The 25,127-nt window shown below is 56.5% G+C and carries 19 protein-coding genes; 12 read left to right on the plus strand and 7 right to left on the minus strand.

Going from position 1 to position 25,127, the window contains the following annotated elements; genetic code table 11:
* Positions 1-26 precede the first annotated feature (26 nt).
* Positions 27-1,241, minus strand: a complete 1,215-nt coding sequence (gene dapC, locus FKCLFG_RS06350; protein WP_472615375.1) for a succinyldiaminopimelate transaminase — start codon at positions 1,239-1,241, stop codon at positions 27-29.
* A 268-nt stretch (positions 1,242-1,509) separates the two neighbouring features.
* Here dapC and smc point away from each other — a divergent pair, with 268 nt between their 5' ends.
* From smc to def, 5 genes are read left to right on the plus strand one after another with little or no spacing between them, the layout of a single operon-like run.
* Entirely contained in the window at positions 1,510-5,034 is a 3,525-nt protein-coding gene (gene smc / locus FKCLFG_RS06355) for a chromosome segregation protein SMC (RefSeq protein WP_472615376.1), read from the plus strand.
* On the plus strand, positions 5,031-6,170 hold the full coding sequence (locus FKCLFG_RS06360; RefSeq protein ID WP_472615377.1) for a cell division protein ZipA C-terminal FtsZ-binding domain-containing protein: 1,140 nt from the start codon (positions 5,031-5,033) through the stop codon (positions 6,168-6,170). Before smc ends, FKCLFG_RS06360 begins: the two co-directional genes overlap by 4 nt.
* Positions 6,170-8,275, plus strand: coding sequence for an NAD-dependent DNA ligase LigA (ligA, locus tag FKCLFG_RS06365; protein WP_472615378.1), 2,106 nt, complete (start codon positions 6,170-6,172; stop codon positions 8,273-8,275). Before FKCLFG_RS06360 ends, ligA begins: the two co-directional genes overlap by 1 nt.
* 6 nt (positions 8,276-8,281) lie before the next feature.
* Entirely contained in the window at positions 8,282-9,160 is an 879-nt protein-coding gene (galU, locus tag FKCLFG_RS06370; protein ID WP_472615379.1) for a UTP--glucose-1-phosphate uridylyltransferase GalU, read from the plus strand.
* Between the two features lie 16 nt (positions 9,161-9,176).
* Positions 9,177-9,710, plus strand: a complete 534-nt coding sequence (gene def / locus FKCLFG_RS06375) for a peptide deformylase (protein WP_472615380.1) — start codon at positions 9,177-9,179, stop codon at positions 9,708-9,710.
* A 261-nt stretch (positions 9,711-9,971) separates the two neighbouring features.
* On the opposite strand, the gene FKCLFG_RS06380 is transcribed toward def, so the two are convergent.
* The 3 genes from FKCLFG_RS06380 to map form a co-directional block, all read right to left on the minus strand.
* Positions 9,972-10,718: a pseudouridine synthase gene (locus FKCLFG_RS06380; protein ID WP_472615381.1), complete on the minus strand. Its 747-nt coding sequence runs from the start codon at positions 10,716-10,718 to the stop codon at positions 9,972-9,974.
* A 70-nt stretch (positions 10,719-10,788) separates the two neighbouring features.
* The gene (locus tag FKCLFG_RS06385; protein WP_472615382.1) at positions 10,789-13,341 is read right to left on the minus strand and encodes a [protein-PII] uridylyltransferase; all 2,553 of its coding nucleotides are present in this window, start codon (positions 13,339-13,341) and stop codon (positions 10,789-10,791) included.
* Between the two features lie 2 nt (positions 13,342-13,343).
* Positions 13,344-14,174: a type I methionyl aminopeptidase gene (map, locus tag FKCLFG_RS06390; protein ID WP_472615383.1), complete on the minus strand. Its 831-nt coding sequence runs from the start codon at positions 14,172-14,174 to the stop codon at positions 13,344-13,346.
* A gap of 153 nt (positions 14,175-14,327) precedes the next feature.
* Between map and serA the strand changes: the two genes are divergently transcribed.
* Complete coding sequence (serA, locus tag FKCLFG_RS06395) at positions 14,328-15,557, plus strand: phosphoglycerate dehydrogenase (protein WP_472615384.1); 1,230 nt, start codon at positions 14,328-14,330, stop codon at positions 15,555-15,557.
* Positions 15,558-15,709: 152 nt separating this feature from the next.
* Here serA and FKCLFG_RS06400 read toward each other — a convergent pair whose 3' ends face one another.
* Complete coding sequence (locus FKCLFG_RS06400; RefSeq protein ID WP_472615385.1) at positions 15,710-17,290, minus strand: acetyl-CoA hydrolase/transferase family protein; 1,581 nt, start codon at positions 17,288-17,290, stop codon at positions 15,710-15,712.
* A gap of 236 nt (positions 17,291-17,526) precedes the next feature.
* A complete protein-coding gene (locus FKCLFG_RS06405) occupies positions 17,527-18,102 on the minus strand; it encodes a helix-turn-helix domain-containing protein (protein WP_472615386.1) in 576 nt (191 codons plus the stop codon).
* A 167-nt stretch (positions 18,103-18,269) separates the two neighbouring features.
* Between FKCLFG_RS06405 and kbl the strand changes: the two genes are divergently transcribed.
* From kbl to FKCLFG_RS06435, 6 genes are all read left to right on the plus strand, one after another.
* Complete coding sequence (gene kbl, locus FKCLFG_RS06410) at positions 18,270-19,487, plus strand: glycine C-acetyltransferase (RefSeq protein WP_472615387.1); 1,218 nt, start codon at positions 18,270-18,272, stop codon at positions 19,485-19,487.
* 11 nt (positions 19,488-19,498) lie between these two features.
* The gene (locus FKCLFG_RS06415) at positions 19,499-20,476 is read left to right on the plus strand and encodes an NAD-dependent epimerase/dehydratase family protein (RefSeq protein WP_472615388.1); all 978 of its coding nucleotides are present in this window, start codon (positions 19,499-19,501) and stop codon (positions 20,474-20,476) included.
* A gap of 86 nt (positions 20,477-20,562) precedes the next feature.
* The gene (locus FKCLFG_RS06420) at positions 20,563-21,966 is read left to right on the plus strand and encodes an L-serine ammonia-lyase (RefSeq protein ID WP_472615389.1); all 1,404 of its coding nucleotides are present in this window, start codon (positions 20,563-20,565) and stop codon (positions 21,964-21,966) included.
* Between the two features lie 167 nt (positions 21,967-22,133).
* On the plus strand, positions 22,134-23,333 hold the full coding sequence (locus tag FKCLFG_RS06425; protein ID WP_472615390.1) for a PQQ-dependent sugar dehydrogenase: 1,200 nt from the start codon (positions 22,134-22,136) through the stop codon (positions 23,331-23,333).
* Positions 23,334-23,375: 42 nt separating this feature from the next.
* On the plus strand, positions 23,376-23,549 hold the full coding sequence (locus FKCLFG_RS06430) for a hypothetical protein (RefSeq protein WP_472615391.1): 174 nt from the start codon (positions 23,376-23,378) through the stop codon (positions 23,547-23,549).
* 3 nt (positions 23,550-23,552) lie between these two features.
* On the plus strand, positions 23,553-24,374 hold the full coding sequence (locus FKCLFG_RS06435; protein WP_472615392.1) for an SIR2 family NAD-dependent protein deacylase: 822 nt from the start codon (positions 23,553-23,555) through the stop codon (positions 24,372-24,374).
* 100 nt (positions 24,375-24,474) lie between these two features.
* Here FKCLFG_RS06435 and FKCLFG_RS06440 read toward each other — a convergent pair whose 3' ends face one another.
* Positions 24,475-25,125, minus strand: a complete 651-nt coding sequence (locus FKCLFG_RS06440; RefSeq protein WP_472615905.1) for a hypothetical protein — start codon at positions 25,123-25,125, stop codon at positions 24,475-24,477.
* Between the last annotated feature and the right edge of the window lie 2 nt (positions 25,126-25,127).

The raw sequence follows: 25,127 nt of genomic DNA on the forward strand, positions 1-25,127 counted from the left end.
TTGTAGGTTAGGGGTTAATCAATTGATTAATCTATGCTGCGCAGTTTTTGGGTGAATGCGACGATGCGGCGCGCCGCTTCCAGGCATTCGGCCACTTCGGCCACCAGAGCCATGCGGATGCGGTTGCGACCCGGGTTGACGCCGTGCGCCTCGCGGGCCAGATAGCTGCCTGGCAAAACCGTCACATTATATTCGGCATACAGTTGCCGCGCGAATTCGACGTCCGACAGTGCAGTGTGCCGGCTGACATCGGCCCACAGGTAAAAACCGGCATCAGGCAAATCGACATCCAGCACCGTTTGCAGCAGCGGCGTGACTTGCCGGAATTTTTGCTGATACAGCACGCGGTTTTCCACCACATGGGCTTCGTCGTTCCAGGCTGCGACCGAGGCGGCCTGGACTGACGGGCTCATGGCGCCGCCCTGATAGGTGCGATACAGCAAAAATTTCCGCATCAATTCGGCGTCGCCGGCCACAAAGCCGGAACGCATGCCGGGCACATTCGAGCGTTTCGACAGGCTCGAAAATACGATCAGGCGCGGGTAATCGCTGCGCCCCAGTTGATGGGCGGCTTCCAGTGCGCCCAGCGGCGCTTCGGCCTTGAAGTAAATTTCGGAATAACACTCGTCAGCCGCGATCACGAAATCATAGCGGTCGGACAAATCAAACAATTCCTTCCAGTCGTCCAGCGTCAGCACCGCGCCAGTCGGGTTGCCCGGCGAGCAGACATACAGCAGTTGCACGCGCTGCCAGATGGCAGCCGGAACGCTTGCGTAATCAGGGGCGAAATTGCGCGCCGGGTCGGAATTGACGAAGTAGGGCTGGGCGCCGGACAGATAGGCGGCGCCTTCATAAATCTGGTAAAACGGGTTCGGGCACACCACCAGCGCATCGTGCCGGGATGGGTCGACCACGGTCTGCGCCAGCGCAAACAAGGCTTCGCGCGAACCATTGACCGGCAGTATCTGGCTGGCAGGGTCGAGCTTTGGCAAGCGATAGCGGCGTTCCAGCCAGCCGGCGATTGCGCTGCGCAATGCGTCGCTGCCGGCGGTGCTGGGGTAACTCGCCAGGCCCGCCAGATTGTCCGTCAGCGCTTGCTGGATGAAAGCCGGCGTGGCGTGCTTAGGTTCGCCAATGCCGAGGCTGATCGGATTGAACGCAGGATTCGGCGTGATCCCTGCAAATAGCTGCCGCAGTTTCTCGAAAGGGTACGGCTGGAGATTTTGTAGGAGTGGATTCACGGAGGTATCGGATAAGAGGCAGTGATTGACGAAAATGGAGCGATTGGCGCCTGTAAAGGCCAAAACGGGATCGCGACATTATACCGGTCCGTGCTTTGTTTGCGCTGCAGCAAGCCAAGCCGGAAATGCGCCTGAAAGTGTCATGCGAATTGCCTGAACTGCTATCATTGCGGCCTTTTGCGGGATATTTTCTCGTATTATTAAGAGAACATTATTCCCTGCATTTTTAAACCGCTTTTTAACGATCAAGAGAAGAACTGCTCCCAACGTGCGCCTATCTTCCATTAAGTTGTCAGGATTCAAGTCTTTTGTAGATCCGACACATTTTCAAGTGCCGGGGCAGCTGGTCGGCGTGGTGGGGCCGAACGGCTGTGGCAAATCCAACATCATCGACGCGGTGCGCTGGGTCCTGGGCGAATCCAAGGCTTCCGAGTTGCGCGGCGAATCGATGCAGGATGTCATTTTCAACGGTTCGACCCACCGCAAACCGGCTGGGCGCGCCTCGGTTGAGCTGCTATTCGACAATGCCAACGGACGCGCATCCGGCGCTTGGGGTCAATATGCGGAAATCGCGGTCAAACGCACGCTCACGCGCGACGGCGCGTCAAACTATTACATCAACAACCAGGTAGTGCGACGGCGCGATATCCAGGATATTTTCATGGGCACCGGGCTGGGGCCGCGTGCTTACGCGATCATCGGCCAGGGCATGATTTCGCGCATCATCGAGGCGCGCCCGGAAGAGTTGCGGATTTTCCTCGAAGAAGCCGCCGGCGTATCCAAATACAAGGAACGCCGCCGCGAAACCGAAAACCGCCTGAAGGACACGCGCGAAAACCTGCTCCGGCTTGAAGACATCCTGCGCGAACTGAATACCAACCTGGAAAAGCTGGAAGCCCAGGCGGTAGTGGCGCAAAAATTTCGCCAAATGCAGACCGATCAGGATGAGAAGCAGAAATTGCTCTGGTTGTTGCGCAAGAACGAAGCGCAGATCGAGCAGCAAAAATATTTCCGCGACATCGAACAGGCGCAAACCGATCTGGAGCAGCACACCGCCCAGTTGCGCCACAGCGAACTGGAACTGGAGCAGATGCGCCAGACCCATTATGCGATGGGCGACCACATGCATCAGGCGCAAGGCGCGCTGTACCAGACCAATGCCGAGATCGGCAGCCTGGAAGCGCAAATCAAGTTTGTCATCGAGTCGCGCAACCGCTTGCAAAACCAGCTGGCCGCATTGACTGCACAGCGCGATCAATGGCAGCGTCAAAGCCAGCAGAACCAGGATCAGTTTGCCGAGGCCGAATTCAGTCTGGAAGAGCAGGGCGCTCTGGTCGAGCACGCGGAGCAAACGTTGCAACTGGCCAGCGACAAGTTGCCCCAGCTAGAACAGGCTTGGCGCGCAGCGCAGGACAGCACCACCGAATCGCGCGGCAAGATCATGCAGGCGCAGCAGCAAATTGAGCTGGAGTCGGCGCATCAGCGCAATGCGTCGAATATCCTGAACGGACTGACAGTGCGCCGCGAACGGCTGTCGCAAGAGAAAAATGGTTTGCAGATGCCGGACAACACGCATCTTGCCAACCTGAAAATGCAGCTGGAACAGCAGCAGGCGACGCTGGAAGAAGCTGCGCTGCAACTGGAAATTGCCCAAGAGCAGCAACCGGCGCTGGAGCAGGAGCGCAGCAATGCGCAAGAGCAAGTCAATCTTGAGGCGGCCAGCAACGCGCAACTGGAAGCGCGCTTGCATGCCCTCAGGCAATTGCAGGAAAACGTCCAGAATCAAGGCAAAGTACAGCCCTGGCTCGACAAGCACGAATTAGGTAATCTGCCGCGCCTGTGGCAAAAAATGCAGATCGAGCAGGGCTGGGAAACCGCGCTGGAGTCGATCTTGCGCGAGCGCACTTCTGCCCTGGAAGTGTCGAACCTGGACTGGGCCAAGGCTTTCTTTGGCGACGTGCCGCCAGCCAAGCTGGCGTTGTTTTCACTCAATGGTGCGCCGCACACCGAAGTTGCACCGGACGGATTGACACCGTTATTGACGCTATTGAAACTCAATGACCCAGGCTTGCGCTCGCTGCTGCAGGATTGGCTGCACGGGGTTTTTGTGGCTGACGATGCCGCCAGTGCATTTTCTGAGCGCAACAATTTGCCATTGGGCGGCTGTTTCGTGACCCGCCAAGGGCATGTGATCGGTCGCGCCGGAGTGCGGTTTTATGCCGCCGACTCCGAGCAGGACGGCATGCTGGCGCGCCAGCAAGAGATAGAAAACCTCGGCAAGCAAGTGCGTGCGCAACAATTGTTGGCGGAACAGGCCAGGTCGCGTGCGGTGCGGGCCGACGCGGCGCTGTCGCAAGCGGCCAGACAATTGCAGGACAGCCGTCAGAGTGTGGGCAGCCTGACGCAAGCGGTACACGGCTTGCAGATGGAGGTCGTTAAATTGTCCGAAGTGCAGGAACGCTTCAATCAGCGCAGCGGACAAATTGTCAGCGACTTGGCTGAAATTGCCGAGCAGGAAGCCGAGCAGCAACAGATCCAGGGCGAGTCCGAAGCCCGTTTTGAAGAACGGGATGCCGCGCTGGCAGAATTGCAAGGTGCGCACGAGGATGGGCAGACCGCGTATCTGGAAAAAGAGCTGCAACTGGCTGACGCCCGGCAGCGCTTGCGTGAATTGGAGCGGGCCGCACAGGATGCGGTATTTGCCGAAAAATCGCAGCGCAACAAAATGGATGAGCTAAAACGCAATATCGCCACCGCGTTGGAGCAATCGTCGCAACTGGCGGTGACGATGCAGCAAGGCACGCTGGAACTGGAAAACCTGAACGATCAGACCACCGACGCCGGCTTGCAGACCCTGCTGGAGCAACGCAGCGCGCAGGAACGCGCGTTGTCGGATGCGCGCCATGAACTCGATCAGATCACCCAAAAGTTGCGGCATCTGGAAGATGCGCGCGCACAAACCGAGCGCAATTTGCAGCCGCAACGCGACAAAATCATGGAGCTGCAATTGAAAGAACAGGCTGCGCGCCTGAATCAGGAGCAATTCACCCAGCAATTGCTGGAAGCCGATGCCGATGAGGTCGCCTTGAACGAAAAACTGCATCCGGACCTGCGGCCGTCCTACCTGCAAGGCGAAGTCACGCGGCTCGCCAATGCCATCGCCGCTCTGGGCGCGGTCAATCTGGCCGCACTGGACGAACTGTCGCAGGCCGCTGAACGCAAGAATTTCCTGGATGCGCAGAATGCCGACCTGACCGAAGCCATCGATACGCTGGAAGACGCGATTCGCCGCATCGACAAGGAAACCCGCGAGCTGTTGCAGGAGACGTTCAACCAGGTCAATGCCCATTTTGCCGAACTGTTCCCGATCCTGTTCGGCGGCGGCCAGGCCAGGCTGATGATGACCGGCGATGAAATTCTGGATTCCGGGGTAATGGTGATGGCACAACCGCCCGGCAAGAAAAATGCAACAATTCACCTTCTTTCCGGCGGGGAGAAGGCTTTAACAGCAACGGCGCTGGTGTTTTCAATGTTCCAGCTCAATCCCGCCCCATTTTGTCTGCTGGATGAAGTCGATGCGCCGCTGGACGATTCGAATACCGAGCGTTTTTGCAACATGGTCAAGCGCATGTCTTCAAAAACCCAGTTTCTGTTCATTTCGCATAACAAGATCGCGATGGAAATAGCACAACAATTGATCGGCGTTACCATGCAGGAACAAGGGGTATCCCGTATTGTGGCGGTGGACATGCAGTCCGCAGCCAATTTCGCTTTAGAGGGCCAAGCCGCATGACAGACTTACAAACAAGCTTAATCGCCATCGGCGGCACCATCGTAGTCGGTGTCATCTCCTATAACAAATGGCAGGAATACAAGGCCAAGAAAAGCGTTGAACGCGCATTTTCAAGCAATCACGACGACGTCCTGATGCAGCCTTCGGGTGCGGCTGAGGCTGACGCCGTTGTGGACGTGCGGCATGAGCCCAGCTTTGCCGCTCGCGGCGACGATACTGCTGTAACGGATGACGCGAATCAAGCGCCAGGCGCGCTGGACGCTGTGGATGCTGCCGCGCACGTGGAAGCGCAAATACCAGTGCCGGCGCAGGAGCTGCCGGTCGATCCGCTCATCGATTGCAATATTCCCCTGATGCTGGAGGGCACGGTGCATGGCGCAACAATATTGCCGGCACTGCAAACCTTGACGCAAATCGGCAGCAAGCCGATTCATTTCATCGGCCAGCGCCAGGATCAGATCTGGGAAGCGGTGTGCAGCGACGGCATATACACCGCGCTGCAAGCCGGTGTGCAATTGGCTAACCGCAGCAGCGCATTGACTGAGCTTGAATATTCCGAACTGGTAATGCGACTGCGCGAGGTGGCCGATAAGATGGGCGCCGAACCCGACGTGCCCGATATGGCGGAAGTGATCTATATTGCGCGTGAGTTGCATCGCTTCATCGTCGAGCATGACGTGCAGTTAGGCATCAATATCCACACCAACGGCGCACCGTGGGCGCTCAACAGCTTGCGCCCGATGTTGAAAAAAATTGGCTTCGAGCATCGCCCTGACGGCCGTTACAGCATGCCGGACGGCGACGGCGGCAATCTGTTCCTGCTGTCAGTCAATGCCAAGCCCGCAGCACCCGCCACCGCCGCTGCCACCGTCACGATCACTCCCACCACGGCCCGTCTCACCTTGTTGCTGGAAGTGCCTAGTGTGGCACCGCTGCGCGACGGTTACGGCGCGATGACGGCCTGTGCCAAGCTGCTGGCCGTCAAATTGGGCGGATCGGTGGTGGATGACGATAGCCAGGCTCTGACCGATGAAGCGCTGGCCGAAATCGCGTCCCAGGTCGCTGCCTTTTATGAAGATATGGATGCATCGGAAATCCCGGCTGGCTCCAACCGGGCGCAGCGCTTATTTCAATGATGTCTTCCGATTTATTTGCAGTACCAAATGGCGGCAGCGACAGCATCGGCAACACAGGCAGCGATGGTGCTGCTCCGGCAGACTGGCAGGCGCGCGTGGTTTGGCTGCGCGCTGAGTTGGGTCGGCACAACATTGCTTATTATGTTTTCGATCAGCCGATCATCCCGGACGCGGAATACGACAAGCTGTTTGGCGAACTGCAGGCGCTCGAAACCGCGCATCCCGAACTGATAAGCGCCGATTCGCCTACCCAGCGCGTCGGCGCGGCCCCGCTGGGCCAGTTTTCGCAAGTCACGCATTCGGTGCCGATGCTGTCGCTCAACAACGGTTTCAACGAAGCCGACATCATCGCCTTTGACCGCCGCGCCAAAGAAGCGCTGGCACAGAATCCTAGCCATAGCCAGCAGGAAATCGAATATGCGACGGAACTCAAATTCGATGGACTGGCGATCAACTTGCGCTATGAACACGGCGTCTTCACCCAGGCGGCCACGCGTGGCGATGGCGCCACCGGCGAGGATGTCACTAAAAACATTCGCACCGTGCGCGCCATTCCGCTGCGGCTCCATACCAGTACGCCGCCGGCGCTGATCGATATTCGCGGCGAGGTATTGATGTACAAGGCGGACTTCGCCCGCCTCAATGCACGCCAGCGCGCCGCCGGACAAAAGGAATTCGCCAACCCGCGCAATGCCGCCGCCGGCAGCCTGCGCCAACTCGATTCGCGCATCACTGCCCAGCGGGCGCTGCGTTTTTTTGCCTACGGCATCGGCGCACTGGAAGGCGTCGCGTTGCCGCCGTCCCATTCCGCCTTGCTCGATTGGTATAGCAACATGGGAGTACCGGTCTGTAACGAGCGAACTACGTGCGGCGGTGCGGCGGGCTTGCTGGAGTATTTTAAATATATCGGGCAAAAGCGGGCGGAATTGCCGTATGACATCGACGGTGTCGTGTACAAGGTGAATTCTGTTGTCGAACAGCAAAAATTGGGCTTTGTTTCGCGTGCCCCGCGCTTTGCGCTGGCGCACAAGTTCCCGGCCGAAGAAGCGCTGACGGTAGTGCAGGAGATCGAAGTTCAGGTCGGGCGCACCGGCGCAATCACGCCGGTGGCGCGGCTGGCACCGGTGTTCGTCGGCGGCGTCACGGTGACCAATGCGACGCTGCACAACGAGGATGAAGTCAACCGCAAGGATATCCGCATCGGCGACACCGTCATCGTGCGCCGCGCCGGCGATGTGATACCGGAAGTGGTGGCCTACGTGCCTGAGCAGCGGCCGCAGGATGCGCGCCGTTTCGTGATGCCCGGCAACTGTCCGGTGTGCGGCTCGGCCATCGTGCGGCTGGAAGATGAAGCGATAGCGCGCTGCTCCGGCGGCTGGATCAAGTGCGCGGCCCAGCGCAAGGGCGGCTTGCAGCATTTTGCCTCGCGCAAGGCGATGGATATCGAGGGCCTGGGCGATCAGTTGATCGACCAATTGGTCGACCGGCACGTCATTACCACCGCAGCCGATCTGTACAAACTCGGCCTGACTTCGTTGGCCGCGCTCGACCGCATGGCTGACAAGTCGGCCCAGAACGTGCTGGATGCGCTGGAAAAATCCAAGTCAACCACGCTCGGACGCTTCGTTTATGCATTGGGCATCCGGCATGTCGGCGAAGCCACTGCCAAAGCGCTGGCTAGTCATTTCGGCACCCTCGACGCGTTGACGCAGGCGTCCGATGCGCAATTGCTGGAAGTGGCTGATGTCGGCCCGGTGGTGGCTAAATCCATTACCCAGTTTTTTGCCGATCCGCTGAATATCGAATTGATAGCGCAATTGCGCGCAGCCGGGGTCCACTGGGCAGAAAACAGCGTTGCCGAAACCAGTCCCCGGCCTCTGCTGGGCCAGACTTTCGTCCTCACCGGCAGCATGCCCACGCTGACCCGCGACGTCGCTGCGGCGATGATCGAGGCGGCGGGCGGCAAAGTCGCCGGTTCCGTCTCCAAAAAAACCAGCATAGTGGTGGCCGGCGAAGAAGCTGGCAGCAAGCTGGTCAAGGCGCAGGAACTGGGCATTACGATCATCGATGAAGCAGGTCTTTTGAACCTGTTGTCGCAACCATAAATAAACATGAAAAAAATCACAAAAGCTGTTTTTCCGGTAGCCGGCCTGGGCAGCCGTTTTTTGCCAGCGACCAAGGCGCAACCGAAAGAAATGTTGCCGATTGTTGACAAGCCCCTGATCCAGTACGCAGTCGAGGAAGCGGTAGCGGCCGGCATCACCGACATGGTTTTTATCACTGGACGCAACAAGCGGGCCATCGAAGACCATTTCGACAAGGCCTATGAAATGGAGGCCGAACTGGAAGCGGCCGGCAAGGTGGAATTGCTGGCGCTGGTGCGCGGCGTGATTCCGCCCCATATCAATTGCATCTTCATACGCCAGTCGGCGCCGCTGGGGCTGGGGCACGCGGTACTGTGCGCGCGCCCGGTGATCGGTGACGAACCGTTTGCCGTTTTGCTGGCCGACGATCTGATGGATGCCGATAGCGGCCAGCCGTCCGTGATGGCGCAAATGACCCGGCTCTATGACGCCGAGCAAGCCAGCATCGTTGCGGTGCAAGACGTGCCGCGCGCATTGACGCGGCAATACGGCATCGTCAGCAGCACGCCGCACAGCGAGCGCCTGGAGCGCATGAGTGGCATCATCGAAAAGCCAATGCCGGAGCATGCGCCGTCGACGCTTGCCGTCAGCGGGCGCTATGTATTATCGAACCGGATTTTCGATTACCTGGAGCGTCAGGGCAAAGGGCTGGGCGGCGAGATTCAATTGACCGATGCAATCGCCCAATTGTTGCAAAACGAGCCGGTATATGCGTATCGCTACGCTGCCACCCGCTATGATTGCGGTTCCAAATTAGGCTACCTGCAAGCCAGCGTCGCATTGGGTTTGAAGCATCCGGAAACCGGTGCGGCGTTCGCCGACTATCTGCGCAGTCTTTCATTTTGATGGAGTTAAAACCAGTATGATCCGGCCAATTCTGAAAATGGGCGACCCAAGGTTGCTGCGCAAAGCGGAGCCAGTGACGCAGTTTGCCAGTGCCGCACTGGATGAATTGATCGCCGACATGTTCGACACCATGCATGCGGTCAAAGGCGTCGGGCTCGCCGCGCCGCAGATCGGGGTCAACCTGCAACTGGTGATCTTCGGCTTCGGGAAAAATACCCGCTATCCGGATGCGCCGGCAGTGCCCGAAACGGTTTTGATCAATCCGCAACTGACGCCGCTGTCGCAGGAAACCGAGGATGGCTGGGAAGGATGTCTGTCGGTGCCGGGTTTGCGCGGCATGGTGCCGCGCTGGAAGATGTTGCATTACCAAGGCATGGACCAGTTCGGCAATATCATCAGCCGCGATGTGGAAGATTTCCATGCCCGCGTGGTGCAACATGAAGTTGACCATCTGGAAGGCATCCTGTACCCGATGCGCATCAGGGACATGACGCAGTTCGGTTATGTGGACGTGCTGTTTCCCGAACTGGAAGCGGACAGCGACGAATGATTATGTTTGAGAGCGGCTGCAGACGATTGCAGCAGATTTTCTGGTCGAGTTTGGCGTGATATCTATACTGCTATTGGTATTTTTATTTTCCGCATATAAAATATGCGGAAAATATGGTGTTTTTTATGATACTCCCCGTTATTTTTATATTGATAACTAATCGGTGCGCACTGTACGTAGGTGCGAATTTATTCGCACAAGTCCGCATGGAGTCGTTAAGAGTGCGAATAAATTCGCACCTACAAGGCGCGTAACAATCTCTCAGAAGCGCTCGTCAGCCCGCAAATAACGCCATTCGCCAGTCGGCAAGTCGCCCAGTTTGACATTGCCGATCCGTACCCGCTTCAGACCGAGCACCTCCAACCCCACGATGTCGCACATGCGGCGAATCTGTCTTTTTTTACCTTCGCGCAAGGTAAAACTGAGTTGATCCTCGTTTTGCCATTTTACTTTTGCGGGCAGCAGCGACTTGCCGTCAAGCATCAAGCCGTGATTCAGGCGTTTTAGCTGGTCCTCGGGCAACTTCCCCGGCTTGCCGTATTTCACCCTGACCAGATATTCCTTCTCGACGCTGGTGTCGGAACCGATCAAATGCTTGGCGACGCGGCCATCTTGCGTCAAGACCAGCAGGCCGACCGAATCGATATCCAGCCGCCCGGCGGCCACCAGGCTGCGCAATTGGGTCGGGTGGAATTTTTCCGGCGACGCGTCTTCCTGCCATCGGGTTTCCGCTTTCACCAGCGCGATCGCAGGTGTATAGCCGTCTTCAGCCTGACCGCTGACATAGCCCATCGGTTTGTTGATCAGTATCGTGACGCGTTTCGATTGTTCGGCACTGGCCTGGCGTTCGACCGTTATTTTCTGACTGGGCAAGACTTTGCTTCCCAGCACCGACACCACCGCGCCATCGACGCGAACCCAGCCGCGTTCGATCCATGCGTCGGCTTCGCGCCGCGAGCAAAGACCCAGTTCAGACATGCGTTTGGATAAGCGAAGGGGTTCAGACATGGCGATAAGTATCAATTTTAGTGTGAGTGCGAGGCTGCAGAATGCGAAAGCCCCGATTGGAGGGGCGCAATTATACGCGCAGCGCTTCCAGTAAATCGGTTTCGAGCTTGATTTGGGTTTTGGCGTTATTCAGTATCGGGCCGTCGATCAGGAAAACGTCTTCAACCCGCTCGCCCAGCGTCATGATTTTTGCCATGTGCAGATTCACCTTGTATTTCGCCAGCACAGTTGCAATCGCATACAGCAAACCGTTGCGGTCGTTGGCGGAAACCGATAGCAGATAATATTGGCCGCGCTCATCCGGGCGCAAATCGACGGTCGGCTTGATCGGGAAGGTGCGCGACAGGCGCGACAGGCGACCTTGGCTCGGCGCCGGCAGCGCTGCCGAACTCCGGAGCAGTTCGGTCAACTCGTGTTCTATCAGGTTGATGATGTCGCGGTAATTATTGGCGAAAGTCGTTTCCGTGACAAAAAATGTGTCGAGTGCATAACCATGCCTGGTGGTGTGGATCTTGGCATCGAGAATGCTGAAATTCTTGTGATCGAAGTAACTGCAGATGCGGGCGAACAGATCGGGCTGGTCGCGGGTGTAGACCGTTACCTGCAAGCCTTCGCCAATCGGCGCCAGCCGGCTTTTAACGATAGGCAGCGGACTGTCGATTTTGTCATACAGTGAGCGGGTTTGCCATGCGATATCAGCGGCGTCGCTGCGCAGGAAGTAGGCGACATCGAGTTGCTTCCAGAGCGCGGCGTGCGCGTTTGCCGGCAAGCCATACAGGCGCAGCGTCTTCAGCGCATTTTCCTGCCGGTTCCGGAATTCGCGGTCGGTGGAAGGCGATTCGCCACCCAACACCCGCAACGTCAGTTGGTACAGGTCTTCCAGCAGCTTGCCTTTCCAGGCATTCCAGACTCTGGGGCTGGTGCCCCGAATGTCGGCCACAGTCAGCAAATACAGTGCGCTCAGATGGCGCTCGTCCTTTACCATTTGGGCAAAACCGAGAATCACATCGGGGTCCGACAAATCTTTTTTTTGCGCGACTTGCGACATTGTCAGATGGTTTTCGACCAGGAAAACGATCAGCTCGGTGTCAACTTTGCTTAAGCCGTGATCCTTGCAGAATTTGCTGGCATCGACCATTCCCAGCTTGGAATGGTCACCGCCACGGCCTTTTGCAATATCGTGAAACAAGGCTGCGATGTACAGCAGCCAAGGTTGGGCGAAGTTGCCCATCAACTGGCTGCAGAACGGGTATTCGTGCGCATGCTCGGTCATCGTGAAGCGACGCACATTGCGCACCACCATCAAAATATGCTGGTCTACCGTGTACACATGGAACAAATCGTGCTGCATCCTGCCTACGATGCGCCTGAAATTGGGCAGATAGCGGCCCAGGATGCCGGTCTGGTTCATCCTTCTGAGCGCATGCGTGATGCCTTGCGGCGCCTTTAGAATGGCAAGAAACAAGGCCCGATTGGCGGGTTCGCGCCGGAAGCTTTCGTCGATTTCGAAACGTGCATGCCACAGCGCGCGAAAGGTGCGCGCGCTCATGCCTTCCAGGTCCGAATGCAGCGCCAGCAGCAGGAATACCTCCAGCATGGCCGATGGACTGGTCTCGAAAGTATCGTTCTGCGCGATATCGATGAAACCGTTGACTTCATTGAAGCGCTCGTTGATCGCGCGCGGATTGATCGGCCGCGGAAATAGCTGCACCTCGATGTTTTGCAGCAGGATGGAATTTAATTGAGATACCGTTTTTGCGGCCCGATAATAGCGCTGCATCAAGAATTCGCTGGCCCGGCAGGCATCTGTGGTGACGAAGCCGAAGGTTTCGGCGATCGGCGTTTGCACATCGAACAGCAAGCGGTCTTCGCGCCGGCCGGCATGGATGTGCAAGCGTATGCGGATATCCGTGAAGGCGCGTTCTTTCTGCGTCAACTGGCGCGCTTCGGTGGCCGTGATCAAGCCTCTTTCGGCCAGTTCGCGCCAGGAATTGCCCAGTCCGGCCGCTTTTGCGACCCACAGAATGACTTGCAAATCCCTTAATCCGCCAGGACTTTCCTTGCAGTTCGGCTCCAGGCTGTACGGGGTGTCTTCATATTTCGCATGGCGCTGATGCAGTTCCAGCATTTTGGCCTGAAAAAAAGTCTGCGGGTTCATCGCCGCCATGTACCGGGCCTGCAGAAACTGGAACAGTTTTTTGTTGCCAGTCACCAACCGGGCTTCCAGCAGGCCGGTTTTAACCGTGATGTCGGCCTCGGACTCGCTCAGGCACTCGTCGATAGTGCGGATGCTGTGACCGATTTCCAGCCCGATATCCCACAGTAGCTGCACCAGTTGTTCCAGTGTGGACTGGAGCTGTGCATCCGGACTGGATGGCAACAGCACCAGCAAATCCACATCCGAGCAAGGGAATAACTCGCCGCGGCCATAGCCGCCAACACCCACCAAAGCCACCGAAGCAGGCAACGCCAGCGCTTGCCAGGCGCGTATCAGTGCGGCATCGACGTTCTTGCGCAAGGCTTTCAGGAGCTTGTCAGGTTTGCTATCCGCCTGGAAAGCCAGGATGGCAGTTTGCCGTTCCGACTTCAGTTGTTCCTTCAGTGCCAGCGCAAGCGATGCCATATTCAGAATGTGACTATGCTGGCTGGCGTATTGGTAATAAATGCCGGCGGTGGCGGCATGCCGGGAGACAGGGTAAGCACTTCATAGCCTGTTTCAGTCACTAGAATCATGTGCTCCCATTGCGCGGAAAGGCTGCGATCCTTGGTTTTGATGGTCCAGCCATCACCCATTTCGCGCAGTTCACGCCGTCCGGCATTGATCATCGGTTCCACCGTGAAAATCATGCCCGGCGCGAGCTCTTCCAGCGTGCCAGGACGGCCGTAGTGGAGAACTTGCGGTTCTTCATGAAATACCTTGCCAATGCCGTGGCCGCAGAATTCGCGCACTACGCTGTATCCCGCCTTTTCGGCGTGCTGCTGGATAACGAAACCGATATCGCCCAGATGCGCGCCGGGCTTGATTTTCGAAATGCCCAGCCACATGCATTCATAGGTAATCAGGCTCAGGCGTCGGGCCAGGATCGATGGCTCGCCCACAAAGAACATGCGGCTGGTGTCGCCGTGGTAGCCGTTCTTGATGATCGTGATGTCAAGATTAATAACATCGCCATTCTTGAGCACTTTGTCGCCCGGAATCCCGTGGCAAATAACGTCATTGACAGAGGTGCAAATGGCTTTCGGGAAAGGAGTGTAGCCGGGCGGGCAATAATTCAGCGGCGCTGGAATAGTGTCTTGCACGTCGGTCATGTATTCATGACACAGGCGGTCGAGTTCGCCCGTGGTCACGCCGGCCTTCACGTAGGGTGCAATGAAGTCCAGGACGTCCGCGCCGAGTTTGCCGGCGATCCGCATACCAACGATATCGTCTGGAGTTTTAATAGAAATAGAAGACATAATAAGTAGCAGTAAGCGTAAATAGCTTAAGAATCGGTTAAAAAAGAATTATAAACGAGCTGACAATTATTTTCTTAGAGGGTGGCTTGTTAGTGATGCGAAATTGGAGCGCCGACAACCCGCTTTTGCCTGCCATGCTAATATTTATTTCAAATGCCTCTTAACCTGCAAATGGAAAAAACAATGCGCAAAATAGTCCTTCTGGAAAATATTCACCCGAATGCTGCGGCCCATCTGGCCGCGTTCGGTTTGACCGATGTGGTGCAAATATCGGCTGCATTGTCGGGGCCGGAACTGATTGCCGCGCTGTTGGACGCGGATGCGGTCGGTATCCGTTCGCGCACCCATATTACTGCTGAAGTTTTGGCGGCCTTGCCCAAGCTGAAGACTATCTGCTGCTTCTGCATCGGCACCAACCAGGTCGATCTCGCTGCGGCGGCGCAGCATGGCGTGCCGGTGTTCAATGCGCCGTTTTCGAATACCCGTTCGGTGGCCGAATTGGTGATCGCGCAAGCCATCCTGCTGTTGCGCCGCATCCCTGAAAAGAACGCCAAGGCGCATCGCGGTGTCTGGGACAAGAATGCGCAGGGCGCGTTTGAAGTCCGGAACAAGGTGATCGGGATTATCGGTTACGGCAATATCGGCGCCCAGGTCGGCATCTTGGCCGAAAGCGTCGGCATGCGGGTAGTCTACTTTGACCCGGAAAACAAGCTGCCGCTGGGCAATGCAACGCCGGTGCCATCGATGCAAGCATTGCTGGAACAGTCAGATATCGTCACCTTGCATGTGCCGGGCTTGCACAGCACGGAAAACATCATGAATGCCGAGTGCATTGCGCAGATGAAGCCGTCGGCGGTGCTGATCAACGCATCGCGCGGCAATGTGGTCGATATCGATGCGCTCAACCGCGCGTTGCGCGACAAGAAATTGGCGGGGGCGGCAATTGATGTATTTCCGGTCGAGCCGAGCAACGAGAAAGAACCGTTCGTGTCGCCTTTGCTCGATCTCGACAACGTGATCCTGACCCCGCATATCGGCGGCAGCACCGAAGAAGCGCAGGAAAATATCGGCTTCGAAGTCGCCGACAAGCTGGCGCGTTTTCTGCAGGCTGGTACTACCAAGTCGGCGGTCAATTTCCCCGAAGTGGCGCATCAGGATAAGGGCGATTTCAGCCGCATCCTGCATGTGCATCGCAACGAACCTGGCGTGATCGCCCGCATGAACCTGCAGTTCGCGCAGTTCGGCCTGAATATCGTCGCCCAGCAATTGCAAACCCGCGGCGCGCTCGGCTATGCGGTCACCGACGTGGATGGACCGATTCCGCAGCCATTGATCGATGCCTTGCAAAAAGATGCGGCAACGATACAATGCCGCCGGGTATAACTTGGGAAAGTTGAACGGCCCGTTTTCGACTGCAGGAAAGTAAAGCGGCGTGTAGATATACAATAGTCTGTATATCTACACGCCGCAATCTAACTATGCGGAGAATGCCATGTTATTTGGCATACCCCCGTCATTTCATTTGTGTTTGCAGCCTAAACCGGCTGCATTTCGGAATTTTCCAACGGCTCGGACAACAAGCGAATCAGTTCGATTTCCGGCGTCGGATGTACGCCTGGCGGCAGCATGGAACCAGTGTCGCGGTAGCGGGTGTGCCATGAAAATGCTTGTTCCAGCACGTGCGGCGTTTGTCCGCCGCCCTGATTGGCTTTTGCCACGTACTCGTTGAGGAGTTGGCGGTAAGGCTCCGCCACGCACTGATTGATGATGACCTGGGCCCGCTCGCGCGGCGCCAGTCCGCGCAGGTCGGCCAGGCCGATTTCGGTGACCAGAATATCGACATCGTGTTCGGTGTGGTCGACATGCGACACCATCGGCACGATGCTGGATATCTTGCCACCTTTGGCAATCGATTTGGTGGCAAACACCGACAGATAGGCGTTGCGCGCAAAATCGCCCGAGCCGCCGATACCGTTCATCATGTGCGTGCCCAGCACATGGGTCGAATTGACATTGCCGTAGATGTCCGCTTCGAGCGCGGTATTGATGGCGATGATGCCAAGCCGGCGAATGACTTCAGGATGGTTGGTGACTTCCTGCGGGCGCAATACCAGACGATCCTTGTAGCGGCCGATATCGCCAAATACTTGTTTGCTCTTTTCCCTGGACAGGGTAATCGAGGAACCGGAAGCGAAATCGAGTTTGCCGGCGTCGAACAGATCAAAGGTGGAGTCTTGCAGCACCTCGGAATACATCACCAGGTGTTCGAACGGGCTATCGACGAAGCCCATCATTACCGCGTTGGCGATGGTGCCGATGCCGGCTTGGATCGGCAACAGGCTGTCGGTCAATCGTCCCAGTGCCACTTCCTGCTTGAAAAAATTGACCAGATGGCCGGCGATGGCGGCGGTTTCTGCGTCGGCGGGCAGGATGGTCGAGGAACTGTCTTTTTCGTCGGTAATGACGATGGCGACGATTTTTTCGAATGGAATTTCAATTGCCGTAGTGCCAATCCGGTCATGCGGCGTCATCAGCGGCATCGGTTCGCGTTGCGGCCGATGTTTGGGGATGAATATATCGTGCAGACCTTCGAGTTCCAGCGATTGGGTCAGGTTGATTTCGACAATCACTTTTTCGGCAAAAATCGCAAAGCTGGCAGTGTTCCCCACCGAGGTGGAAGGAACGATGGCCCCGGTTTCGGTGATGGCGATGGCTTCAACGATGGCGATGTCAATCGGCGCGAGCTGTCGGGTGCGCAGCATTTCAACCGTTTCCGACAGATGTTGATCGATATACATCACCTCGCCGCGATTGATTGCCGCGCGCAGCACCGGATCAGCCTGGAACGGCATCCGGCGCGCCAGCGCGCCGGCCTCGGTCAATATCTTGTCTACATCGTGGCCGAGCGAGGCGCCGGTTATCAGCGTGATTTTCAACTTCTCATGGCGAGCCCGCTCGGCTAATGCCAGCGGCACCTTTTTGACGTCGCCGGCGCGGGTAAAGCCGCTCATGCCGACAGTCATACCATCTTGCACCCACTCGGCGGCGGCCGCAGCAGTGGTCACCTTGCTATGTAATAGGGGCAAACGTATACGATCCAGATATTTTTCAAGCATTTTTCAATCCTTATTCATATTGCTCTGCAAGGCAGACGGCGCTGCCAATGGAGAAAATGATACGTAAAAAAACCCACTTCGTGAGCGGGCTGAAATCAATTTTGATTGGGGTCGAAGCTAAAACGATCCAATCAGTATGTAGCCTAAACAAACTGATCGCAAATTCTAAATTTCAATGACAGTTATTAATTTGGTAAATATGGGTAATATCAAAAGGCATGGATGCCTGCACTATTTCAGCGGTGAATCACCACCATCAGCGCCCTGGCTTCGGTTTTGCCGGTGTTGCGAATAGCGTGTTGCTGATCGCCCGGATAACGGGCGGTGCTGCCGATTTTCAGTTTTTTCTTTTCGCTGCCGACTTCCAGTTCCATTGCGCCGTGCAACAAGCTCAGGTGTTCCACCGTGCCGGGATCGTGTGGATTGGATGCCAGTTCGCCGTTCGGCGCCAGCGTCAATTCATACCATTCAAATTTTCCGGCCAGTTCCATCGGGCCAAGTATGCGCATCACATATCCGGCATGGTCGCCGGGCAGAGTGGGAGTTTCATGCGCTTCCAGGGTGCGTATGGTTGTCGCCAGCGGAGTCTGGCTGGTCAGCAATTCGCCAATGCCGACTCCCAGTGCATTGGCCAAGCGCCAGGTGATGGCAATGGTCGGGTTGGCTTTTTCGCGTTCGATCTGGGACAGCATCGACTTCGAGACGCCAGCCACACGCGATAAATCCTCCAGCGTCAAGCCGCGTTCAAGCCGCATTTTTTGCAGGGCGGCGCCGATTTTAGGCGGGGAATTGGCGGGTTGATTGCTTTTCATGATTGCAAAAATTTTCTTCTGTCAGTAATATCCATTATATTGAATATTAGTTCTGTATATTGGAATATTGTATTTTAGTGAATTTCGCACATCGTAACAGATGACTTTCAAAAAACGCTGCAGTATGGATGTTCTGGCACAAACCACATTAATAACAAGAGGTCAACATGAGCGCACAACCGAACAATAAGCAATTATTTATCAATAACTTGAGCGAAAAACTCGATGCCTTGCGTGAACAGGGTTTGTACAAGCAAGAACGCGTGCTGGCATCGCGCCAGGGCGCGCAAGTGGTGTGCGACGATGGCCGCAGCCTGATCAATCTGTGCGCCAACAATTATCTGGGCCTGTCGGGCGACGAAGACACCGTGCAAGCTGCCATCAAAGCTACCGAACAATACGGCTACGGCCTGTCTTCGGTGCGCTTCATCTGCGGCACGCAAACTGTTCACAAGCAACTGGAGCGCGCGTTGTCGGATTTTCTCGGGATGGAAGACACGATTTTGTATGCGGCGGCGTTCGATGCCAACGGCGGCGTGTTCGAACCGCTATTCGATGAGCAAGATGCAATCATCTCGGATGCGCTGAATCACGCCTCGATCATTGACGGCATCCGGCTGTGCAAAGCGGCGCGTTACCGCTACCAGCACAACGACATGGCGGACCTGGAGCTGCAATTGCAAGCCGCCGCCGCAGCCGGCAAACGCCATACGCTGATTGCGACCGACGGCGTATTTTCGATGGATGGCACGATTGCGCAACTCGACAAGATTTGCGATTTGGCCGACCGCTATGGCGCGCTGGTGATGATCGACGAATGTCACGCCTCCGGCTTCATGGGCGCGACTGGACGCGGCACGCACGAGCATCACGGCGTGATGGGGCGCGTCGATATCATCACCGGCACGCTGGGCAAAGCCTTGGGCGGCGCGATGGGCGGCTTCACCGCTGCCAAGCGCGAAGTGATCGAGACCCTGCGCCAGAAATCGCGCCCGTATCTGTTTTCCAACACGCTGGCACCCTCGATCGCCGGCGCTTCGCTGTCGGTATTGCAGCGCCTGTCCGCATCGACGGAACTCCGCGACCGTCTGCATGCCAACACGGAATATTTCCGGCGTGAAATCGCCGCCTTGGGCTTCACCATCAAGCCCGGCACCCATCCTGTGGTGCCGGTGATGCTGTTCGACGCCAAGGTGGCGCAACAGTTTGCGCAACGCCTGTATGAACTCGGCGTGCTGGTGACTGGCTTTTTTTACCCGGTGGTGCCGATGGGGCAGGCCAGGGTGCGGGTGCAGTTGTCGGCCGCTCATAGCACCGAACAACTGGACGTGGCGCTGGCCGCTTTTGCACAGGCCGGGCGCGAACTTGGTTTGCTGAATCAATAAGGAATACGGTAATGGAACAAATTTTAGTTATCGGCGCGAATGGACAAATTGGCAGCGAACTGGTGCTGGCGCTGTCGGCGCAACACGGCGCAGAGCATGTGATTGCGTCCGACATTGGCAGCAATCTGCATGGCGCGGCGCGATATGAACAGCTCGATGTGCTGGATGCGGCGCGCATGGCGCAACTGATCGAACGCCATCACATCACACAGGCATACCAACTGGCCGCATTGCTGTCCGTCACCGGCGAGCAAGCCCCTTTGCGCGCCTGGACCCTGAACATGGACGGCTTGCTCAATATCCTGGAAATCGCGCGCAAACGCGACCAGGCCGGCACGCCGCTGCGGGTATTCTGGCCCTCTTCGATTGCCGCCTTCGGCCCGAATACGCCTGCCGTGGCCACGCCGCAAACCACGATCATGGACCCGACCACCATTTACGGCATCAGCAAGTTGGCCGGCGAACGCCTGTGCGAATATTATTTTCATAAATTCGGCGTCGATGTGCGCAGCATTCGCTATCCCGGCATCATCAGCTACAAGTCGCCGCCGGGCGGCGGCACCACCGATTACGCGATTGCCATCTTCCATGCGGCTTTGCAAGGTGATTGTTATCAGTGCTACCTTGGCCCCGACACCACCTTGCCGATGATCTACATGCCAGATGCCATCCGCGCCACCACCCTGCTGATGGATGCGCCGGCCGCGCAAATCCGGGTGCGCTCTTCCTACAATGTGGCGGGTGTCAGCTTTAACCCGCAGCAATTGGCGCAAGCGATTCAGCGCGTATTGCCGCAATTCGAGATACGTTATGCGCCGGATGAACGCCAGGCGATTGCCGCCAGCTGGCCGCAAAGTCTGGACGACACCCAGGCCCGCGCCGATTGGGGCTGGCAAGTGCAGGTCGATCTGGAGCAGATGGTGGACGATATGCTGAAAAACATTGCGCCGCAGCAAACTAAACCGCTGGAATTAGAACGGCTTTTGTAGGGCGGATTACGCGCTCGCTAACCCGACTACGGCGCTGGAATTTTCAGGTTTTTAATCTTCAAAATTAAAAGACAAAAGAGACAACCATGGACATGCGGGTATTCGACCTTTTTAAAATCAGCATCGGGCCCTCCAGTTCGCATACGGTCGGGCCGATGCTGGCGGCGCGCCGTTTCCTGATGGAATGTCCGGCGCTGGAGCAGGCGGTGCAAGTGCAAGTGGCGCTGTATGGCTCGCTGGCCCTGACCGGCGTTGGGCATGCGACCGATAGCGCGGTGCTGCTCGGCCTGATGGGCGAAACGCCGCAGGATATCGCGCCGGAATCGGTCGCCGGCAAGCTGGCGGCGATCAAGAGCAGCGGCCAGATCAGATTGCTCGGCCAGCATCCGGTCGCCTTCGATGCGGCGCGTGATCTGCTGTGGTGCAAGAAAGAAAGCTTGCCGGCCCATCCAAACGGCATGCGTTTTAGCCTGATTCGCAAGGACGGCAGCGTGACCGAAACGGTGTTTTATTCGGTCGGCGGCGGCTTTATTTGCAGCGCCGAAGAGATGAATGCCGCCAAAGCGCCAGTCGCAAACGCCTTGCCCTATCCGTTCGACACCATGGCAGATTTATTGCAGCACGGGCGCGACAGCGGTTTGGGCATTGTCGCCATGATGCGCGCCAACGAACAGGTGCATTGCAGCGCGCAAGAACTTGATGCCGGGCTAGACCGGATTTGGGACGTGATGCACGACTGCATTGCCAGCGGGCTGCTTGCCAAAGGCGAACTGCCCGGCGGCCTGCATGTCAAGCGCCGTGCTGCGGCGCTATGGCAGGCGGAGCAGGAACCGGCCGACAGCTTGTTGCACGATAGGTTATTACACGACACTTTGCCGCACGATGCGCTGCACCGGGTCAGCCTGTATGCGATGGCGGTCAACGAACAAAACGCCGCCGGTGGCCGCGTCGTTACCGCGCCTACCAATGGCGCAGCCGGCATCATTCCGGCAGTGTTGCGCTATTACACCGAAGATTGCCGTCCCAGCGACTCGAAAAGCGGAGTGCGCGCTTTCCTGCTGGCGGCGGCTGCAATTGGCATGCTGTGCAAACGCAATGCCTCGATTTCCGGCGCGGAAGTCGGTTGCCAGGGCGAAGTCGGCGTCGCCTGCGCGATGGCCGCCGCCGGCCTGGTCGCCGCACTCGGCGGCAGCAATGCGCAAATCGAAAATGCCGCCGAAATCGGCATCGAACATCATCTCGGCCTGACCTGCGACCCCATCGGTGGTTTGGTGCAAATTCCGTGCATCGAGCGCAACGGCCTGGGCGCAGTCAAAGCGATCACGGCCGCCTCGCTGGCGCTGAAAGGCGATGGCACCCATTACGTCAGCCTGGATCAAGTTATTGAGACCATGCGCCAGACCGGTGCCGACATGCAAGCCAAGTACAAGGAAACCTCGCTCGGCGGTTTGGCGGTGCATGTGGTGACGGTCAATCATGCTGCTTGCTAGGAGCAGGTCGAGCTGAGAAAAAAGCATGCTTGATATTTATCAGTATTTATGAAGATCAAGCCAAGTTGTCCAGGCACTATTTATCGTTCTGGAGGTTCCAACCTAAGCAATTGGCAATGACATAAATCCGTGTAGCCGCGAAGCTTTGCACTCTTCAGGTACTTACCATGCTAAATCTTTCTATGCCGATTAAAGCCGTTCGAGTCTTGTTGTTGGGCTTTCTGGTGCTTCTGCTCACCACTTGCGGTGGAGGTGGAGGTGGAGGTGGCAGCGGTGGGCTAACGACAATCCCTCCGGGAACGCTTAAATTGGCGCTGCAACCAGTCGCCACTGGATTGGATAGCCCGGTTTTTCTCACGGCGCCCGCCGGCGATACGCGTTTGTTCATCGTCGAGCGTTCCGGGAAAATTCGCATCGTGCAGGATGCGACATTGCTAACTACACCATTTCTCGACATTACCAATCGAACCACCACCGATAATGAACGGGGATTGTTGTCGATGGCATTCCATCCGCAATATGCCTCGAACGGTTTTTTCTTTGTTTTCTATACGGATGTATTCGGCAATCTGGTGATCGAGCGTTTTCGTGCACCGCTAGCCAGTGCATATGTGGCGGACCCGCTTTCCGGGTTGCGCATACTGACCATTCCACATCCGACTTTCGGCAATCACAATGGCGGCCTGGCCGCCTTTGGGCCGGACGGTTTTCTCTATTTGGGAACGGGTGACGGCGGTGGCGCTGGCGATCCTTTCGGGAATGCCCGGAACACCAATTCGCTGCTCGGCAAGCTGCTGCGGATAGACGTGAATGCCGCTACGGTTGCCCAGCCTTACACAATTCCACCGAACAATCCTTTCATCAATCAAAGTGGCAAACGGCCCGAGATCTGGGCTTATGGCTTGCGCAATCCGTGGCGCTATGCTTTTGATGCCCCGCTTCTTTATATTGCCGACGTGGGCCAAGACCGGCGCGAAGAAGTCGACGTAGCCGGCTTGGGCCAGGCCGGGTTGAACTATGGCTGGAACATCACCGAAGGCACTCTCTGTTTCCCGGGAGATCCCTGCAACAAGCAAGGCATTACCCTGCCGATTATTGAGCACGATCATTTGAATAATCGCTGTTCGATTACCGGCGGCTATGTCTATCGCGGAACGGCAATTCCTGAAGCGCAGGGGCGTTATTTCTATTCCGATTTTTGCGCAGGCCGACTACAGAGTTTTTTGTTTGCGAACGGCACAGCCACAGAGCAAAAGGACTGGGGCATTCAAAATGTCGGGTCAATTCTTTCGTTTGGGCAGGATGCCGGACATGAATTGTATTTGCTTTCCCAAAATGGCAGTGTGTATCGCATCGTTAGAGATTAGTGTGCAATTTGCGCCGCTACAGCAGAACACTCACAAGTATCAATGATCGCTCGATTGCTTATCTGGCAAGCTAAAAATACACTCAAGACAGGCACCAACGTGGATGCCACCATCATTGCGGAGCCGAACAGGATTGTTGGTCAAATGATTTTTATGCGACATATATCGTCGCATCATGCTGGCATACTTGAAATCTTCTCAAAATTATCCAAGTGAATCATGGGCGATATTCATAAATTGGTGGCGGCCGGGAATTTGCTACGGCAAGCGGATGGCCTTTTAATCACAGCAGGAGCGGGCATAGGCGTAGATTCCGGTCTTCCGGATTTTCGGGGCAATAGCGGTTTCTGGAAAGCGTATCCGCCGCTCGCGCATAGCAGGATATCGTTCAGCGATATTGCCAATCCTGTTGCGTTTGCTCAGATGCCACGCCGTGCTTGGGGATTCTATGGGCATCGCCTGCAGCTGTACCGGAATACGGTGCCTCATGCGGGATTCGCCATTCTTCGAGAGATTGCCGCCCGCATGCAGCATGGCGCTTTTGTCTTCACAAGCAATGTCGATGGCCAGTTCCAGAAAGCGGGGTTTGATGCATCAAGGATCGTCGAGTGCCACGGTTCGATTCACCACCTGCAATGCTGTACGCCATGTCAGTCGGATATATGGCCTTCAGACGAGATGGAGCACGAGCTTGACATCGAGAACTGCCTGTTGCGGTCTGAGTTGATTTGCTGTCCATACTGCGGCGGTCTGGCGCGGCCAAATATTCTGATGTTTGACGACTGGCGCTGGCTGTCGGAACGCACCGATTTACAAACTGCGCGCCTTGCCATGTGGCTGAAAAAGACAAGCAATCTGGTCGTGGTGGAGATCGGTGCCGGCATTAATATTTTGACCGTGCGCCGCAAAGGGGAGTCATTGAACATTCCTTTGATTCGTATTAATCCGACCAATGCGAGAGTGCGTAGCGGATCGCATATTGGTCTGGTGACGGGAGCTCTGGAAGGTCTTCGTTTGCTCCAGACCGTATTGGGCGAATAGCGCAAGAAGGTAACGTGGTATTTCGTACATTGGTGAACCCATCTTCGCCGGTGGAGTCAGGATTTGAATCGACGGAGCGCCGGTTGGGTTCTTTCTCTCGCTATCTGCTCCACCACTCTGACCGCCGATTGCATGGTTTTTCCCATTCACCTGAGTCGATATCCAGGCAGTATTGATACGTAACGACCACATCGATCCAGGCGTTGCCTGTTCTCAGGAAATTTGTCAAACAAACTTGCTGATTGTTATCATCATGGTCAATAAAATCATGAAAAATGTAGCAATGCGGACGTTGTACCACTTGCCCCGCCAAAGCATATGACTCCCAGTAGTCGTCGATATTGCCAGGTTCTAGTGCGTAGCTGGAGAGGTCACGTTCAGCCACGATATTATCGTCATCTTCCAGATACTCTGGATCGTCTTCCCGCAGATACAGAGTGACCCTTCCCTGCAACTCATAGTCATGCAGGCAATGCGCCCATTGTGCGAGCGCGGCATCCGCTTCGGAGCCGACTTGCCGATAGGCTTCACGCATCTTCATTTCTATTTCCGCCATCCGCTGGTTGAACAGGTTGAGCCGTCTGCGCTCGTCGGCAGTGAAATTGGGTTCTGGATCATATGTGAAGCCGAGATTGCCTTGCCGATCCAGGAGGCAAGAAATTCTTTCTTCCAGTGAGTTGCTTTCTTCCTTTAATGCGATGCGGCGCTTCATTAATGACGCCAGTTCAGTCTCATCTGTATGTTTGGTCATAG

It is taken from the genome of Gelidimonas denitrificans, assembly GCF_055694065.1.